Consider the following 17866-nt stretch of genomic DNA (forward strand, 5'->3'; position numbering starts at 1 on the left):
TTTTACACTAATGTCAATTATAATCAACTATTTACATTCATTTTGTATTTTTTGAATATTTTTAAGATTATGTGTTATAGAATGATTTTATTTGGAAAAGGTTATATAATATAATTATACTTTAATATAATAGTATAATAATTAATTAGGAAGTGAAATTATGAATAAAAAAGCGTTAATAGTGTATTATTCAAGGACGGGCAACACAAAAAAAGTCGCTGAAGAATTAGGAGAAATACTAGGCTGTGATGTAGAAGAGGTTATAGATTATTCCGATAGAAAGGGAACAAAGGGATATATAAAATCTGCAGTGGATGCTATTAAGAAGACAAAAACTAAGATAAGTACTCCTAAATTTAATCCAGAAAAACATGATATCATAATCATTGCCACGCCAGTTTGGGCATCTACAATGGCCAATGCTATAAGAACTTATATTATGAAATATAGATATAAGTTTTCAAAGGTTGCTTTTTTAACAACTCAAGGGTCTTCAATAAGTGAAAAGGCTTTTACAGAAATAAAGGAACTCTGTCAAAAGGAGCCAATTTCGACTTGTGCTATTAGCACTAAGGAAATTAAACAGGGACTTTACCAAGAAAAACTTAATAATTTTGCTTCTGAAATAAAATAAATATTGACTTTATATGGGTAGAATATATTATTAAGGAACTTTTGTTTTTATATGCAATATAATAGTAAAGGAATGAAAAATATTTTAGGAGGACTTTGAATGTATCGTGATGATTACGGATACTATGATGACATAGACGAATTGATGGAGATGAAATATTGTCCATACTACACCCCTTTATTTAGATGTCCTTTACAATATGGATATAGACAACAACAGGGACCACCCACAACACCACCACCAAGCTTTACTCCACAATTAACTCAAACTCAAGGGGCAACTACTCAAGCAGTTGACCCAGGTGCAATAAGACCTTGTGTAAATACATTTTCATATATTTGGTTGAAAAATGGCCAATCCTTTTGGGCTTACATCATATATGTAGGAAGAACTTCTATTGCAGGCTGGAAGTATCAGAACAGGCGTTGGGTGTACTTTGGTGTGGACTTAAAAGATATTAAGAGTTTTACCTGTTATTAAAGTTATTTGATAGGATAAAAATAGGCTCCTTTAATTTAGAGCCTATTAATTATTTTTTTGATAGGTTAAAACTTTTAGTGCAATAATCTCAGTACAAATTTCGTAAGGGGTTTTTACACCAGCTTTTCTTAAAGGAATTATAGGAAGACACCATCCTTGTATGGCGTATTGTAGTAAAAATGCCCCAGCCGTGGCAGAGAGTAAATACCATTTTCTATTTATACATGTACCGAAAATTAATCCTGTTAATATAAGAATTGAAGCATGGGTTTCTAGTATTCTTTCAATATCCCATTCCATAGATATTTCATATATCCTTTTATTTATAAATTCTTCATCCTTATCTTTGTAATAATTAACATTATTAATTATATCGTTGACTATTCTTAAGTTATCTTTGTAATTTGAATTTTTTCTAACCCTTTCTAGGCTATTTGGTATAAATCTACTTTTACTTTTATTATCTTTTAAAAGTAATTCTCTTATAATATCTACAGAATTTATCTCCATTTTAAATCCTCCGAATTCTTTAGGGTATTTTCACTAGATATTATTTGCAATAATTATTTATAAATTCAAATAGATTATATATTTAAATTTAATCTATTATAAATAAAATGTATAAAAAATAAAACCTCTAGAACATTAAATTCTAGAGATTTTAATACACTTTATTTAATTATTAACACTTGAAACTCTTTAGAAGTCTTATATAATGATTTGCTTCTCTAAGCACATGGTCACCTAATAATGGTAAAGCTATGATCCTTATAGTACAATCGAGTATGCCTTCTGTTCCTTGTCTTTTGAAGTCTCTAATTTCAATAGTGTTTTTTAGAGCGTCTTCTGTAGTTTTTGGTAAGAGATTTAAATTTTCCATTAGAAGTTTTGCTTCTGCTGTTAGAGCATCAAACTTTTTACCGAAATCATTGGCTGTATCGAATAATGTAACTTCTGTCGGGTCCAGTAATCCTCTTATGAATTTAGCATGTTCTGCCATGATTCTATTCCAGAAGTTTTCTTGATATGCTAATTCTTTAGCTAGATTTACTTCTTGTCGATTTTGAAGCATTATTAATATTCTTAAATAAAGTTTTGCTTCCCTAAGTATGTGATCAATAAGTAGGGGATAATTGGTTGTGAACATTTCACAAGCCAATACGTTATCAAGTAATGCTGTTTTGAAACATATTATTTCTTTAGTAGCAGCAATTGCTCTTCTATTTAATTGAGATACTCTTCTTTCAAGGCCAGCACTAGGTTGAGTTTGTGGGCATTTTATCAACGCTTCTTCCATTCTAGTTATATTACTATCAATTTCAATTCCAGACAAGAATTCCGTCTCTCTTTCTGCAGGAAATGTTAAATCTGTTACGAGCTCTCCTGAATTGGCTACCTCAGGACTGATAATTCCTTGGGAAAGCTTAATAGTTTCAATAAGTAATTGACTAAATTCATCTTTTAGCATATCTGCTTGGGAGGCCCAAACATGATCTTTAGGCACTAGTCCAGCTTGAAGGAAAATAGCATGCTCCTTTGCTATTCTCATAAAAAATAAGTTTAATTCAAGGGATTGTCTTACGAATTCTCTACTAGATAACACGTTATCTACTCCTTTTTCATACTCCATTGTTATTATATTCATAAAAACTCAAAAGTGAACTATAAAAATCTTATAAATTGCTTTATTTGAAATAATTTAAAGAATCCAAGAAATCTAAGGAATTAGCATATTTATCTTCAAAATAAGAAGTGAGCTAAAATTCTAATCTTAATAGTCCAGAATATTAAAATCTGCCAACTATAAAAGAGATATTCGCAAAGGATTAATCGGACAATCAGTTTGAAGATAGCGTATTATAATATATAATCAAATAAAAGCATTAAAATAGGAGGTAAGTTATGTTTGAAATTAAATCTAAAAAAAGAGCAATAGCATTTATAGTAGCAATTATAGTTTTTTTAATTGGTGTTTTTGGAGCAGAGAAATATAGTCAAGCAAGAGAATATAAAAATTTAGTTAACGTGGCTTCTAAAAGTATGGAAGAAAAAGATTATGATAAAGCTTTAGAAGAATTAAAAAAAGCCTTAGAGTGTAAAGAAGATAAAGCTATTAATGAGAATATTGATGAATGTAAAACACAATTGATATCTCTAGCTAAGGCTGAGATAGAAAAGAAAAATTATGAAGAGGCAAATAAGAATATAGAAATATTGCTAAAGCATGATAGTGATAATAAAGAAGGAAAAGAAATAAAGCTATTAATAGAGGAAAAAGAAAAGCAAGATAAGGAAATAACTAGAGAGAAAGCAGAAAAACTAGTGCTATCAATTAAAGAAGAGAAAGAGGAACTTAAATATTTAGGTATAACAAAGGTACCAACATACCCTCTAGAAGTTTCTTCCTATGAAAAATTTCCTGAAGAGATAATAGAAAAAGAGGTTCACATATTTGAAAGAATTATCAAATACGATGAAAAATCCGGAGTTTCTCTTGGGAGATTCTATGTAGATTTTAATGGACACATTTACAAAGACACTTATCATGCTAATTTAGAATGTGTTAAAGTGAAATAAGGCTTTTGATTATTTTCACATTTATAAATTTCTACAAGGATAATTAGATATCCAAAAGGGGAGCTAAGTACATAATGACGTCACTTAAAAAAAGGCGTTCCTCCCATTATATACTTAGCTCCCTTATGTTTTACAAAGATATTTTTAAAATTGTAAGTCTCTCAATTACAAAATTCTACATAGATAATTGAGGTTCCAAATCATAAAGCTAAGGTATAGTGAAGCCGCTCCAAGAAAAAGTCGCTTTTTCACTATATACTTAGCTCTTTTTTAGTTTACAAATATTTAAATGAAAAGTTAGCAACAAAAAAAGTATTACACTCAATATAAAATATAATCGATTTTAGCAGTTCTTATTGCAGCGAATCAGCATAAGAAGCATTATATAGCATTTTCTATTTGTTATACCCTTAGATTCGTTTCTCAAATATATTTAATAGATTTTTAGGCAATCTAATATTTTAATCAATATACTTAATTAATTTTGCACATGAATTTTAATTTTTGAATTAACATCAATTCTTGTACCGTCTATATCCAGGGTTTCATTATTAATCCATTTAACTTCCGGGCTTTCCCCAAAAGGGTTGATGTATATAGTTCTTGCCTTTTTGAAAGTGTTTAAATATATCTTTTCTAGTTTAACCACTGTATTTCCACCCGATGCCCCTTGATTGTTGTCTGTTACTGTTATGTTATATTTTTTATTTGGAGAAGGGATATTATGTAATAATTTATCTGATACAAAAAAAGTTTTTAGAAAAAATGTAGTTATAAACATAAATATGAGAAGGGCATATAAAATACCAGATATAAATTTTAATACCATATTTGAATCTTTAGCTCTTAATAATGGATATATTAAAAGCAAAGGTAATGTAATTATAGGATTAACTATAGTAGTCAAAAGTAACAAAATAATTATTGGTATTAAAATCCCATGAGAAAGTCTTAAGTTGTAATTTTTATGTAGAGTAAATATAGTTAACGAACAAAAGATAACATAAAAAATATAATATATATTTTCAGCTGCAACCCTTATAAAATGAAAATTATTTAAAATCAATAAAGCGAAGATCAAAATAACAGCATCAAAAATTAATAAAATTTTTCCACTTAAAGATTTTATATTCACCAAATAACCTCCCATCAAGTAATATTGTATAGTAAATTTAATGTATACATATGAGTATTATATCACTATATTGAAGCCCACTGCAGAAAAAGTCGATTTTTCGGTACATGTTTATCTATTTTATGTTTTCAAAATATATTTCTACAAAGATAATTTAGTTTATCAGCATTATATTGTATATTATATTTCCATATGTTATAATACAAGACAAGAATATTAAACAATATAAGGAAAAAACAAAAAGAAATGAAGGGGAGAACTTGATGTCCGCGAGAGTGTTCTAAATTAACCAACTGAATAGTTGTATCTTAAAAAACTTTTAAAAATCTAAGTTATTTAGGTTTACTTGTTGATGGGTTTTTTAGGATTGAGTTAGAACACGGATAGCATTCAACCTTATTTATATATGTTAGTAGGCCGTGCTTTTGCACGGTATTTTTATGCCCTAAAGGGGAAGTGTATTTTTTACCATGTGATTTTAAAACAATATCTTAAAATTTAAGCAGGTTAAATTAATATCCATTTAATTTGAATTTTTAATGGATATATTAAAATTGTGCTTATTATTTTTGAGATTGTTCATATCATGTATGGTTTTAAAAGAGTACTATTTTGACATATATCAAAAGTTATAAAAGGCTGTGGTGACTTTGTGTTACTATAGCCTTTTTATATTTTTATCTATGTTCTGACTTGAGACTATTCTGTTGGTAAAGGTTGCAATTTTAATTTTTCATATTGTAAGAAAGGGAGATAGTAATGAATAATTACCTACAGAAAGTAAGTGAAAATGTAAATATAGAGGATGGAGAGGAAGCAATAAAAAATATTTTAATAGATATATATTTTAAAGAAGGTATTTCTACGAAAGAATTAGCCAGAAATAACCTTTTACCTATTCCACTAATAGCAGCTATTAAAAAAGAGTTTATTAAACAGGGAGCGCTGATTCAACATAGAGGTATAAGGCTCACTGAAAAAGGGAGAGATTTTATAGAAAATAAGTTAGGATTTTTAGGCTTAAACAAAGAATTATACATGAAGTTATTGCAGGAACCATGGAAGGAGAATAAGGAAATTAAAGAAATAAAAGAAGTATTAAGTGAAATATTTATGAACCGCCCTGAAGTGGATGTTACTATAGATCAATCCAAATGTACTGTAGATACAGCTGTAAAAAGAGCAATGCTATGCCTTAAAAACTCCGCATTAATAGGTAAAGATATTTTATGCCTAGGAGACGATGATTTAGTAAGTATAGCTTTAGGTTTTCTACTGAAAAAATTATTTGCTCATATGAAGTATTGTAAAACAACAATATTTGTAATGGATATTGATAGAAGAGTTATGGATTATATAAAGAAAATTGCTAAGGAGGAGAATCTTCCAATTCAATGTGAATACATAGATTTAAAACTACCACTATCTGAAAAATTTAAGAATAAATTTGATTGTCTGTTCACTGATCCACCTTATACTCTTCAAGGAATGGAGCTATTTCTTTCAAGAGGAGTTGAAGCTTTAAAAAGTGAAAGAGGACTTACAGTTTTTCTTTCCTATGGACATAAGTCTCCAGAGTTTGAACTTACTATGCAAAAATCCTTTGTAGATATGGGTCTTACAGTTTTAGAGATACTAAATGGATTTAATTCATATGATGGTGCAGGAATAATTGGAGGTATAGGGCAAATGATTGTCCTTAAAACTACTAGTAAAACCAAAGCTTCAATAGAAACTTCTTATGAAGGAAAAATCTATACTGGGGAGCTAAAAGTTACAGTTCGTTCTTATAAGTGTAAAGAATGTGGTGAAATAATGAAAGTTGGCGCCTTAAAAGAATTTAAGACCATAGAAGAATTAAAAGCAAAGGGCTGTTACAAATGCAATAATCAAATATTTCAGCTTATGGAAAAAGAAATGACTAAAGATACAGCTACAATGTGTCTATAAAACTATATTAGAATAACTAGAAACCTATATTAAACAAATCTTGGGAAGGAGATAAATGATGAAAATAGAACAACTGGGAAGACATATTATGGTGGAATATTATAATTGTGATAAAGAAATATTAAATAATTATGAGAAGATAGAAAAATATATGGTTCAGGCAGCAAAAGAAGCTAAAGCTACAATAGTAACAAGTACATTTCACATGTTTAATCCTTGGGGGGTTAGTGGAGCTGTTATAATTCAAGAATCTCACTTAACTATTCATACATGGCCGGAATATAACTATGCAGCTGTAGATCTATTTACTTGTGGAGATGAGGTAAATCCTTGGGATGCATTTGAGTATTTGGAAAGGAAACTAAAGGCAGAAAAAACCGATTATGCAGAAGTATCTAGGGGAATAGTGGAGCACATTATAAAAAATACTAAAAAGGATTTAGGGATAATAACATTTAAGTCAGAACCAGTAAAATAATATTATATTTTTAAGGAAAAATATTAATTATTAGCTGTAGCAGTACTTTATAGAAAGGGATAAGATATTTGACAATAAGCTTAAAGTTATATATATTTTAATTGATTAAATTTTTAATTGTTAAAATAGGGGGTAAATGCTTTGAGTGAAGAAAATTCAGTTGATCGATATATACATTCTATTATGCTAGAAATGCTAAATGTCCAACAAAAATCTAAAGCTTTTATTGAATTCATTACAAAAAACGGAACATTGTCACAAAATCATCTTATGTTGATGATTGAGCTAAAGTTATTAGAAAGTATGAGGATTACTGAAATCTCCGAAAGATTTTTCGTTACGGCTGGTGCTGCTACTTCTATGTGTGATAAATTAGAGGAACAAGGATTAATCTGTAGAATTCGTACTAAAGAAGATAGAAGAGTTGTACTAGTTACTCTTACTCAAAAGGGAGAGGATAAAATAAATGATTTATTTAAAAGTTTTCCTAAAGAAAAATTAATTCAAATTGAAAATGTGTTCAAAGAAGTAAATGCTTTGATGTCTAGTATTATTGAATAGTTATATAAAGTTTAAAAAATTTATTGAGTTGTTTCCATGTAATGGGAACAGCTCTTTTTGTAGTTATAGTTATTAGATTTATTGACAAATTGATTTAATCAGTATATATTTTAATTGTTAAAATATATACTGATTAAATAATATATAAGGGAGGGGAAGATGAATATGAGTGAAGAGTATGTTGAAGATGAAATTACGATTAAAGGATTTTCTAAATATCAAAGAGATCTTAATGTAAAAATTATAAACATTATTGGAAGTGGTCAATTTGAGGGAAGAATATTCACTGAAAGCTTTGAGAATTATGGAACTACTAAAGTTAAAAATATCTGTGAAGCTAAAAAAATAACTAATTTAGGTCATTGCGGTTTTCAATCCGTTGAATGCAAGAATATTTATTCCTCAGGTTCTTTATATGTAGAGAAATCTATTCTTACAGAAGAATTTCATTCAAAAGGAGCGGTTCATATTAAAAATGAGCTAACTGCAAAAAATGTTCTTATAAATATAACTGCTCCTAGCCATATAGGTAAAATTATAGGGAGTAGAACCGTTGAAATATCTACTCATCCACTTTCAAATTTTAATATACTTTACTTGAATAGAAAAAAATTAGTTTGTAATTCCATAGAAGGAACTTATATAAAGGTTAAACATACGGAAGCAGATATTGTAATTGGAGAAGAGATTGATATAGGGCCAGGTTGTTATATTAAAGAAGTTCGATATTCTAAAAAATTGAAGATTAATCCAAATTCTAAAGTACTACATTATGAGCATATATAAATGGGAGGGGAAAAATGATTGGGAATATAAGAACATATTTAGCCAAGTTTTTGATTTCTTTGGTTGCTTTGCCAGTGCTTAGTGTACTCTCACTTGGATTATGGATTTCTGCTGGGTTATCAATTATTGCAGGAATATTAAGGACTTTTGGTGTTAAAATAATGATGGGTTTAGGAGAGTTTGGACAAGTGCCACAAATTCTTAGTTTGCCATTTGCCATGGTTTTTAGTGCAATGTTTTTAATCGGAGCTTTTTATAGTTGGAAGTTATTTAAAAAATCCTATGAATTTATAAAAACAGGACATAAATAATAAAAAATATTATTATAAAAAATTACTTAGTAAGCATTAAGAAGGTTTAAAAGCATAATGATTAGAGGGTTTTTTATTGACATATCTAAAATCTATGGTATACTTTTCTAGTAAAATTAAATAACTTAGTTCGAGGTTCTATTGAGATTAAAAGGGAAATCGGTGTAAGTCCGATGCAGTCCCGCTACTGTAAAGAAGAGGGCTTTTATTATATTCCACTGTGTGAAATACATGGGAAGGATTTAAAAGCACAATGATTCTAAGCCAGGAGACCTGCCTGAACAACTCTACCCATTATAACCTACGAGGAATAGGAAAGGGAGTGCATAATATTATATTAAGAAGCTTTCAAATTCTTAAAGAGCAAATTATAGGCATATTCTTATTCTAAAAAGGATATGCCTTTTTATTTTGCAAAATTTTAATTCAAAGGAGAATGCATTATGCTAAAGAAATTCAATAAAAAATTAATGTTGATTATTATGAGTTTAACTGTGGCAGCCACTGTAGTTGCTTGTGGAAAAACTGAAAAGACTAATGGAGAAAAAGTTGATAGTTCCAATGGGACAAAGCAAGAAATATCCATAAAGGCCTATGATCAAGATAAAAATGAAATAAACTTGTCCTTTAAAGAATCTCCTAAAAGGGCTATAACATTAAATCAGTCACCAACAGAGATGCTATTAGCTTTAGGATTAGGGGACAAGATGGTAGGAACAGCATTTTTAGATGACGAAATATTACTTGAATATAAAGAAGCTTATGATAAAATACCAGTATTATCAAAGACCTATGCGTCCTTAGAGTCAGTGTTAGAGAAAAATCCTGATATATTAATAGGGTGGCCAAGTAATTTTGATGAAAAGCATTTAGGGACAGTTGAAGAGCTTGAAAGCAAAGGTATAAAAGTGTACATACCTAAATCTACACTAAAAGGTGAAAAGAAGATTGAAGATGTGTATGAAGATATTTTAAACTTATCAAAAATATTTGAAGTAGAAGAAAATGGACAAAAGTTAGTTGGAGAAATGAAAGATAAAATAGAGAAAGTTCAAGAAAAGATAAAAGGTAAAGAACCTGTAAAAGTAGCAGTTATCGATTCAATAGAAGATACTAAATCACTTAATACTTGTGGTAATGTAGCTTTAGAAGATAAGCTTATAACTTTAGCTGGAGGAAAAAATGTATTTGGTGATATAGATAAGAGCTACACTACTGTAAGTTTTGAAGAGCTAATAGCAAGAAACCCGGATGTACTAGTAGTAAATTACTTTATGGGAAGTAATTTAAGTGTAGAACAGATAAAGAACAATCCAATGCTTAAAAACCTTGATGCAGTGAAAAATGATAGAATAGTTCTTGTTCCACTAACAGAAATGATGGGTGGAGTAAGAAATGCAGATGGAGTAGAAAGATTAGCAAAAGGATTTTATCCAGAAATATTTAAATAAAAAAGGAGTCTAATATGCCTGTAAAGATAACAAAAGAGAGCAGTGCCGCATCTATAAGTACTTCATCTATATTGGAGTCTATAAGAAAAAATAAAATTGTATTTTGTGGAATACTTATTTCACTTAGTGTAGCCTTAGTAATTTCTATAGCTTTAAGTGTAGCCCTTGGGTCCGTTAAGATAGATATAGCAGAAGTTTATAAAATAATTATAAATAATGTATTTAATATTAATGAAGAGGCAGCGTCAGGTCCTCTATATGAGATTATATGGAACGTAAGATTACCTAGAGTGCTATTAGGAGCTATAGTTGGAGCTGGTCTCTCCATAGTTGGAGTGGCAATGCAAGCCTTAGTAAAAAACCCACTTGCAGATCCTTATATATTAGGAGTTTCTTCAGGGGCTTCTGTAGGAGCCACAATGGTTATACTATTCGGGAGTTTTGGATTAATGAAGAACTCTTCTTTAGGATTAGCAGCTTTTATAGGAGCTTTAATATCTTGTGTATGTGTATATACAGTATCTAGCATAGGAGGCGGCATAACCCCTACTAAATTAATATTATCAGGTACTGCTATAGCAGCTATATGTTCATCTCTAACTAGCTTTATAATTTTTAGCTCGAAAGATGAGCAAGGAATTAGAACGGTGATGTTTTGGCTTATGGGAAGTCTTGCTGGAGCAAGATGGGAAAAATTAAAGATTCCTTTTTTAGTGCTGATTTTATGTTTAATAATATTATTAGTTATGCATAGAATTTTAAACATAATGCTTATGGGAGATACTTCCGCTGTAATACTTGGGGTAAACATTAAACATGGCAGAAAAATAATATTAGTCATAACTTCATTGCTCACAGGTACTGTAGTGTCAGCAGCCGGATCTATAGGATTTATCGGACTTATGGTGCCACACGTAAGTAGAGGATTAGTTGGTTCTGACCATAAAAAAGTTTTACCTGTAAGTGCATTGCTTGGGGCTATATTTACTTTATGGGCAGATGTGATTGCTAGAACTTTAGTAGCACCAGAAGAAATGCCTATAGGAATAATAACATCTATGTGTGGAGCACCATTTTTCTTGTTTTTAATGTGTAAAGGCTCCTATTCCTTTGGAGGAAATTGATATGAATTTAAGAACGGAGAATATATGTGTAAATATAGATAAAAAGTCTATAGTAAATAATTTTTCTGTAGATATAAAGGGAAAAGAGTTTGTAGGAATTGTAGGACCTAATGGTTGTGGAAAATCCACGTTTTTGAAAACCATATATAGAAATATATCTCCTGATAATGGGGCTATATTTTTAAATGAAAAAGATATTAAGAAAATGTCCATAAAGGATACCGCGAAACAAATGGCCGCCCTTCCACAGGAGTCACCTATTAGCTTTGATTTTAAAGTTGAGGAAGTAGTAATGATGGGAAGAGCTCCCCATAAAACATTTTTTCAAACTGATAGTAAAGAAGATATAGAAATAGTAATAAATTCTTTAAAAAAAGTAGGCATGGACGAGACTTGGGATAAAAGCTTTTTCAAACTTTCAGGTGGAGAAAAACAAAGAGTACTAATTGCAAGAGCTTTAGCTCAAAATGCTAAGTTTTTAATTTTAGATGAACCTACAAATCATTTAGATATAAAATATCAACTTCAAATAATGGATATAATAAAGTCTTTAAATCTTACAGTATTTGCTGCATTACATGATTTAAATATTGCTGCAAAGTATTGTGATAAGATATATGTAATTAAAGAAGGAAATGTATTTTGCTATGGCGCTCCAGAGGAAGTATTAAAACCTGAGGTGTTAAAAGAAGTATTTGGAGTAGAAGCGGAAGTTGCAATACATCCTAGAACGGGAAAAATTAATATAGTTTATCTTTAGAGGTAATAATTTTGATTTAATTAAAGAGGCTTTCTTAAATAATAGAGAAGCCTCTTTAATCATTTATTAAAATATAAATAAGTTAAGGTTTATTTAATATTAAGGTTATCATCAGTTAAGTTTGTCTCCTTATAATTAAAGTGAAATCATAATTAGAAGGAGGACAACAAAATGAAAGAAAGAGGACTTACAGGATTTCAATTAAAAATAACAGGACTATTACTTATGATATTTGATCATATTCATGAATTTTTTAGTTTTTCAGGAAATATTCCTGTGGCTTTTAAGTGGGTGGGTAGAATAGTAGCACCTATATTTATATTTATGACAGTAGAAGGTTACACTCATACTCGAAATAAGAAAAAGTACATGCTTAGACTATATTTAGCATCAGTTCTAATGAATATAGGAAATTACTTAATTCCTAAGTATTTTGAAAGAATAGATTCTTTAGCATTAATGAATAATATATTTGCTACTCTATTTGTAATTACTGTGTATTTATGTATCGTAGATTTCATAACAAAAGCAATAAAAGAAAAAAATGAAATGAAAATATTCTTAGGGGGGATATTATTCATATTACCTATAGCTTTATCAATATTTTTAATGATAAATGTGGAAACTTTAATATATTTGATTTTCCTTATTCCAACACCTATTTTTGTTGAAGGTGGTCCAATATTTGTGCTTATAGGAATAATAATGTATCTACTAAGAGGGGATAGAAAAAAATTATTAATAGCATATATAGTAATGTGTTTAGCTGTTATGTTTACAGGAGATCTTAGTGTTAAAGGATTATTCTTTAATAATTACCAATGGATGATGGCTTTTGCAGCTCCACTATTCTACTTGTACAACGGGAAAAAAGGAAAGGGAATGAAATATTTATTTTACCTATTCTATCCAACTCATATATATATTTTCTATATTATATCATGCTATGTAATGAATAGATAAATTAGCTTGTTACAATACAAAAATAATACATTAACGTATTATTTTTGTGCTATTTAAATTACTAAAAATAGTTAGGAGGATTTTTTATGCAATCATATTTGATACCTATAAGATCTGCACTTATTACATTCCCCTTTATAGCTTTACTTTTTACTTTTCCTTTTGCAATATATCAATATAAAAAGTATGGATATATAAATAAATTTAGAATTTTTATTTTATATTCTTTTCTATTATATTTAATTACATCTTATTATTTTGTAATATTACCTTTACCAGAAACAAGAGATATAAAAAGTTTACAAAGGCCAGGTACTCAACACTACAACTTAATTCCTTTTAGTTTTATTCGTGACATAGTTAATGAAACAAAAGTAGTTTTAAATGAACCTTCTACCTACAAATATCTTTTAACTGAAAGAGCTTTTTTACAGGCAGCTTTTAATGGAATTTTACTTACTCCACTGGGGATCTATTTGAGATACTATTTTAAAACTGGTTTGAAAAGAACTTTAACTATTACTTTTTTAGTTTCACTATTTTTTGAGATAACACAGATTACTGGGTTATTTGGTATTTATAATGCTCCTTATAGAATTTTCGATGTTGATGATTTATTTTTAAATACTCTTGGTGGTTATATTGGATATTTACTAACTCCAATGTTTACATTTTTTCTCCCAAATGCAAATGAAATTGATAATAATGTAAACTTTGAAGAAATGAGAGTAAGCTATTTTAGAAGAATTTTAGCATTTTTCATAGACATGTTTGTAATTGCTTTAATTCCTAATATAAGAGAGAGTATTATTTTTGAAGAAATAGTATATTTTGTATACTTTATTTTAATTGTCTATTTTACCAATGGTAAAACAGTTGGTAAATGGCTTACAAGTACAAGAGTAAAAGGACAAGAAAATAATTTAAAGTTTAAAGAAGTATTCATAAGATATGGTGTTTTGTATTTTGGAGTATTTAGTTTTAATAAAATTTTATTTACTGTAGGTGAGTTAAATCAAAATACTGAAATCGGTTATGGAATTGCTGTTATAAATATTATACAACTTGTAGTAATTTTACTAATTCTAGTTCATGGAGTACTTTGTGCCATTAAGAAAGACAGGTTTTTTTATGAAAAAATTAGTAATACTCGAATTGTTGTATCAAAGTAATAAAGGTAGATCGATTTACAATCTACCTTAAGATAATAGAAGATAAATCTAAAGCAAAAAATAACATTTACAATTGTATACTAAATTGATATAATATCAATAGGCTGACTGGCGAAAAATACCGCAATTTTTTTATTTAGGAGGAGTAATAATTGGCAAGACCAATGGGTCCTAGATTCAAAATTGCAAGACGTCTAGGTGTAAATGTATTTAACCATCCAAAGGCCTTGAAAAGAGGCGTTAAAAATCAAAAGCTATCTGAGTATGGCAAACAGCTTCAGGAGAAGCAAAAACTTAAAGGTTACTATGGAATCCTAGAAAAACAATTCAGAAGATATGTACATGAAGCTCTTAATACAAGAGAAAATTCCGGTGAAATATTAGTTCAAAATCTTGAAAGAAGATTAGATAACCTAGTTTATAGACTTGGATTCGGTTCAACTCTTAGACAGGCACGCCAAATGGTAGTTCATGGTCATATATTAGTTAACGGCAAAAAGATAGATATTCCTTCATACAGAGTTAATATAGGAGATGCTATTACCTTAATGGAAAAATCGAGAAAAAATGAATTGTTTATTGAAAATTTCCAATCCACTTCTTTAAGTATAGATTATTTAGAAAAGGATATTGAAAACTTCTCAGGAAAGCTAGTTAAAAAGCCTTCAAGAGAAGCGGTACCTATAGATGTAATTGATTCGAGAATAATCGAATTTTATTCAAAGAATTAAGTTTGCTTGAGAGAGCCATTTTAAAATAGAAGCTAAATTCTATTTTAAGATGGGTCTTTTTTTATTCAATTAATCATAAAATGAGGAAGGGAAAGAATTTGAAAATATATAATTCTTTCCTTTGTGCGTTATAAGCATATATTTTATAAGGAGGGATGGATCATGGACTATAGTATATTAGTAGGCGGCGCGGCAGGGCAAGGTATAGATACTTTTTCAAAATTATTAGATAAAACATTAAAGCGCTGCGGATTTTACGTATTTACTAATAATGATTTCATGTCTAGGGTGAGAGGGGGACATAATTTTACTCAAATAAGATTTTCAGATGAACCAATATACTCTCACAGCTCAAAAGTAGATATTATATTTGCTTTAAATGAGGAAACTGTAAGCAGCCATAATGGGAGGCTTAAAGAAGGCGGCATAGTAATTGCAGATATAGAAGTAGCAAAAGAAGAAGACATAATACATTTACCATTAACCTATAGGGCAAAAGAGCTAAAAAATACTAAAGTTTATCCAACGGTAGGATTAGGAGCAATACTTAAGTACCTTGGACTTCCAATAGATATAGCTAAAGAAGTTATAAGAGATAAACTAAATGAAAAGGTAACTGATATAAATATTAAAGCTTTGGAATTAGGATACGAACTGACAGAGGTAAAATACAATTTAAAAGTTTTTAAGGATGAAAATATTTTAATTGATGGAAATGAAGCAGTGGCGCTAGGAGCAATAGCAGCGGGATGTAAGTTTTATTGCGGCTACCCTATGACTCCTTCTACTGGGGTGCTAAGTTACATTGCATCTAAAAGTGAGAAAATGGGCATTGCTGTAGATCAAGTAGAAGATGAAGTAGCTGCTTTAAACATGGCGCTAGGTGCTTCCTACGCTGGAGTAAGGGCTATGACTGGATCTTCAGGAGGGGGATTTTCTTTAATGGTAGAAGCCCTAAGTTTAGCAGGAATAATAGAAACACCAGTAGTTGTAATAAATGTACAAAGACCAGGACCAGCAACAGGTCTTCCAACCAGAACAGAGCAATCAGATCTTAGATTCTTAATACATGCAGGTCATGGGGAATTTCCTAGAATGGTAATTGCATTAAGAAATGTAGAAGATGCATTTTATCAAACGGCAAAAGCCTTTAATACGGCTGAAAAATATCAAATACCTGTACTTTTAATGAGCGATCAATATTTTTCAGATAGCATGTCAACGATTAAACCCTTCGATTTTAAAAAGGTTACTATAGAAAGGCATATTGCCAGTGAAAATGACATAGGTGAAGGGGAATATAAAAGGTATAAATACAGTGAAAGTGGAATTTCTCCAAGATTAATTCCAGGGCAAATAAAGAATCAAGTGGTTCTTGTAGATAGTGATGAACATGATGAGTATGGAAATATTACCGAAGATGATGAAGTTAGAAAAAACATGGTAGATAAGAGAATGAGAAAGCTAGAGGGATTAAAAAAAGAACTTCTTGAGCCATGGGTAATAGGTCAAGAAAAAGCTGAAAACTTAATAGTATGCTGGGGTTCCACCTATGGCGCAGTTAAAGAAGCTGTAGAAAGGTTAGAAAAAGAAGGGGTGTCTATAGGAGCTTTAGTTTATGGTGATATTTGGCCTTTCCCAACTAAAAAACTATTAGAGGGAAGAAAATATGCTAGTAAGATAATAGATATTGAGCAAAATGCCACAGCTCAGCTAGACAGCTTAATAAGAGAAGAGGCATTGTTTAAGTGTACTCATAAGATATTGAAATATGATGGACGTGCCTTTAGCGGCGACGAAATCTACCATAGATTAAAAGAGGAGGTGTTATAATGAATTGTGAATACAAGCTTAAAGAAGCTGCTTGGTGTCCTGGTTGTGGAAACTTTATGATAAGGGAAGCGTTAAAGCAGGCCCTTGAAGAATTAAATTTAGAATGCAGCAAGGTAGTTTTAGTTTCTGGAATAGGTCAGGCTGCGAAAATGCCTCACTTCATAAAAATAAATGGCTTCAACGGTCTTCACGGAAGAGCTCTCCCTCCAGCCATAGGAATAAAAATGGCAAATAAGGATTTAAAGGTGATAGTAGAATCAGGAGATGGCGACACTTACGGAGAAGGAGGCAACCACTTTATTCACGCTATAAGAAGAAATATAGATATAGCTCATTTTGTACACAACAATCAAATTTATGGTTTAACTAAAGGACAAGGTTCCCCAACTACAGCTACAGGGCAAATTACTACACTACAATTTGATGGTGTAAAAAACGAACCACTTGAGCCTTTAGCTCTATCCTTAACAATGGGAGCGGGTTTTGTAGCTAGAGGATTCTCAGGAGATATTCCTCACTTAGTAAAGATTATGAAAGAGGCAATAAAGTTTAAAGGATATGCTCATGTGGATATACTTCAACCCTGTGTTGTTTGGAATAAAGTAAATACATTTGCTTGGTATAAAAAGAGGGTTTACCATATTGATGAAAATTATGATTACACTAATAAGGAAGAAGCATTTAAAAAAGCTAGGGAGTTTGGAGATAAAATACCTATTGGTATAATATACAAGGTTGAAAAAGAAACCTATGAAGATAAGTTCCCAACTATAAAAAATGGTCCTCCTCTAGTTTATAGAGAGATTAACTCAATGGATTCGGAAAAGCTTATTGGAGAATTTATATAATAATGAAAGCAGAGTGATTATGAAGTGCACCCTAAATGTTAGACGCTTATAGCATTTGGAGGTGCACTTTTT

19 protein-coding genes and 1 riboswitch are annotated in these 17866 nt (G+C 29.9%); of the genes, 16 read left to right on the forward strand and 3 right to left on the reverse strand.

Translation table 11 applies throughout. The annotated features are described in order from the left end of the window. Positions 1-160 precede the first annotated feature (160 nt). A complete protein-coding gene (locus KQI86_RS09795) occupies positions 161-634 on the forward strand; it encodes a flavodoxin family protein (RefSeq protein WP_216439089.1) in 474 nt (157 codons plus the stop codon). A gap of 99 nt (positions 635-733) precedes the next feature. Continuing rightward, the gene (locus KQI86_RS09800) at positions 734-1114 is read left to right on the forward strand and encodes a hypothetical protein (RefSeq protein ID WP_216439090.1); all 381 of its coding nucleotides are present in this window, start codon (positions 734-736) and stop codon (positions 1112-1114) included. Between the two features lie 45 nt (positions 1115-1159). Here the strand turns inward: KQI86_RS09800 and KQI86_RS09805 are convergent, their stop codons facing one another. Together KQI86_RS09805 and KQI86_RS09810 are read right to left on the reverse strand one after the other, a co-directional pair. Next, entirely contained in the window at positions 1160-1624 is a 465-nt protein-coding gene (locus tag KQI86_RS09805; protein ID WP_216439091.1) for a DUF2892 domain-containing protein, read from the reverse strand. A 172-nt stretch (positions 1625-1796) separates the two neighbouring features. Next, on the reverse strand, positions 1797-2717 hold the full coding sequence (locus tag KQI86_RS09810; RefSeq protein ID WP_216439546.1) for a DUF2935 domain-containing protein: 921 nt from the start codon (positions 2715-2717) through the stop codon (positions 1797-1799). Positions 2718-3016: 299 nt separating this feature from the next. On the opposite strand from KQI86_RS09810, the gene KQI86_RS09815 reads away from it, so the two are divergent. Continuing rightward, on the forward strand, positions 3017-3691 hold the full coding sequence (locus KQI86_RS09815; RefSeq protein ID WP_216439092.1) for a hypothetical protein: 675 nt from the start codon (positions 3017-3019) through the stop codon (positions 3689-3691). A 478-nt stretch (positions 3692-4169) separates the two neighbouring features. Here the strand turns inward: KQI86_RS09815 and KQI86_RS20510 are convergent, their stop codons facing one another. Beyond that, positions 4170-4826 carry a DUF5412 family protein gene (locus KQI86_RS20510; RefSeq protein WP_216439093.1) on the reverse strand — a complete coding sequence of 219 codons (657 nt, stop codon included), beginning with the start codon at positions 4824-4826 and terminating at the stop codon, positions 4170-4172. A gap of 759 nt (positions 4827-5585) precedes the next feature. On the opposite strand from KQI86_RS20510, the gene KQI86_RS09825 reads away from it, so the two are divergent. From KQI86_RS09825 to KQI86_RS09885, 13 genes are all read left to right on the forward strand, one after another. Beyond that, entirely contained in the window at positions 5586-6776 is a 1191-nt protein-coding gene (locus KQI86_RS09825; protein ID WP_216439094.1) for a bis-aminopropyl spermidine synthase family protein, read from the forward strand. Between the two features lie 64 nt (positions 6777-6840). Beyond that, positions 6841-7254: an adenosylmethionine decarboxylase gene (gene speD / locus KQI86_RS09830; protein ID WP_216439547.1), complete on the forward strand. Its 414-nt coding sequence runs from the start codon at positions 6841-6843 to the stop codon at positions 7252-7254. 141 nt (positions 7255-7395) lie between these two features. Beyond that, the gene (locus KQI86_RS09835) at positions 7396-7815 is read left to right on the forward strand and encodes a MarR family winged helix-turn-helix transcriptional regulator (RefSeq protein WP_216439095.1); all 420 of its coding nucleotides are present in this window, start codon (positions 7396-7398) and stop codon (positions 7813-7815) included. A 159-nt stretch (positions 7816-7974) separates the two neighbouring features. Next, a complete protein-coding gene (locus KQI86_RS09840) occupies positions 7975-8601 on the forward strand; it encodes a hypothetical protein (RefSeq protein WP_216439096.1) in 627 nt (208 codons plus the stop codon). A gap of 14 nt (positions 8602-8615) precedes the next feature. Further along, complete coding sequence (locus tag KQI86_RS09845) at positions 8616-8912, forward strand: hypothetical protein (RefSeq protein ID WP_216439097.1); 297 nt, start codon at positions 8616-8618, stop codon at positions 8910-8912. 115 nt (positions 8913-9027) lie between these two features. Then, a riboswitch (cobalamin riboswitch) is annotated at positions 9028-9207 on the forward strand. 148 nt (positions 9208-9355) lie between these two features. Next, positions 9356-10363 carry an ABC transporter substrate-binding protein gene (locus KQI86_RS09850; RefSeq protein WP_216439098.1) on the forward strand — a complete coding sequence of 336 codons (1008 nt, stop codon included), beginning with the start codon at positions 9356-9358 and terminating at the stop codon, positions 10361-10363. Between the two features lie 14 nt (positions 10364-10377). Beyond that, on the forward strand, positions 10378-11487 hold the full coding sequence (locus KQI86_RS09855) for a FecCD family ABC transporter permease (protein ID WP_216439099.1): 1110 nt from the start codon (positions 10378-10380) through the stop codon (positions 11485-11487). A gap of 1 nt (position 11488) precedes the next feature. Next, complete coding sequence (locus KQI86_RS09860; protein ID WP_216439100.1) at positions 11489-12247, forward strand: ABC transporter ATP-binding protein; 759 nt, start codon at positions 11489-11491, stop codon at positions 12245-12247. A 171-nt stretch (positions 12248-12418) separates the two neighbouring features. Next, positions 12419-13210 carry a TraX family protein gene (locus KQI86_RS09865; protein ID WP_216439101.1) on the forward strand — a complete coding sequence of 264 codons (792 nt, stop codon included), beginning with the start codon at positions 12419-12421 and terminating at the stop codon, positions 13208-13210. 86 nt (positions 13211-13296) lie between these two features. Beyond that, the gene (locus KQI86_RS09870) at positions 13297-14382 is read left to right on the forward strand and encodes a VanZ family protein (RefSeq protein ID WP_216439102.1); all 1086 of its coding nucleotides are present in this window, start codon (positions 13297-13299) and stop codon (positions 14380-14382) included. Positions 14383-14534: 152 nt separating this feature from the next. Next, the gene (gene rpsD / locus KQI86_RS09875; RefSeq protein ID WP_216439103.1) at positions 14535-15113 is read left to right on the forward strand and encodes a 30S ribosomal protein S4; all 579 of its coding nucleotides are present in this window, start codon (positions 14535-14537) and stop codon (positions 15111-15113) included. Between the two features lie 162 nt (positions 15114-15275). After that, positions 15276-16946, forward strand: a complete 1671-nt coding sequence (locus tag KQI86_RS09880; protein WP_216439104.1) for a 2-oxoacid:acceptor oxidoreductase subunit alpha — start codon at positions 15276-15278, stop codon at positions 16944-16946. Continuing rightward, the gene (locus KQI86_RS09885; RefSeq protein WP_216439105.1) at positions 16946-17794 is read left to right on the forward strand and encodes a 2-oxoacid:ferredoxin oxidoreductase subunit beta; all 849 of its coding nucleotides are present in this window, start codon (positions 16946-16948) and stop codon (positions 17792-17794) included. The genes KQI86_RS09880 and KQI86_RS09885 overlap by 1 nt, the downstream gene beginning before the upstream one ends. Positions 17795-17866: the final 72 nt, after the last annotated feature.

The organism is Clostridium mobile, from assembly GCF_018918285.1.
GTDB classification, from domain to species: Bacteria; Bacillota; Clostridia; order Clostridiales; family Clostridiaceae; genus Clostridium_AW; species Clostridium_AW mobile.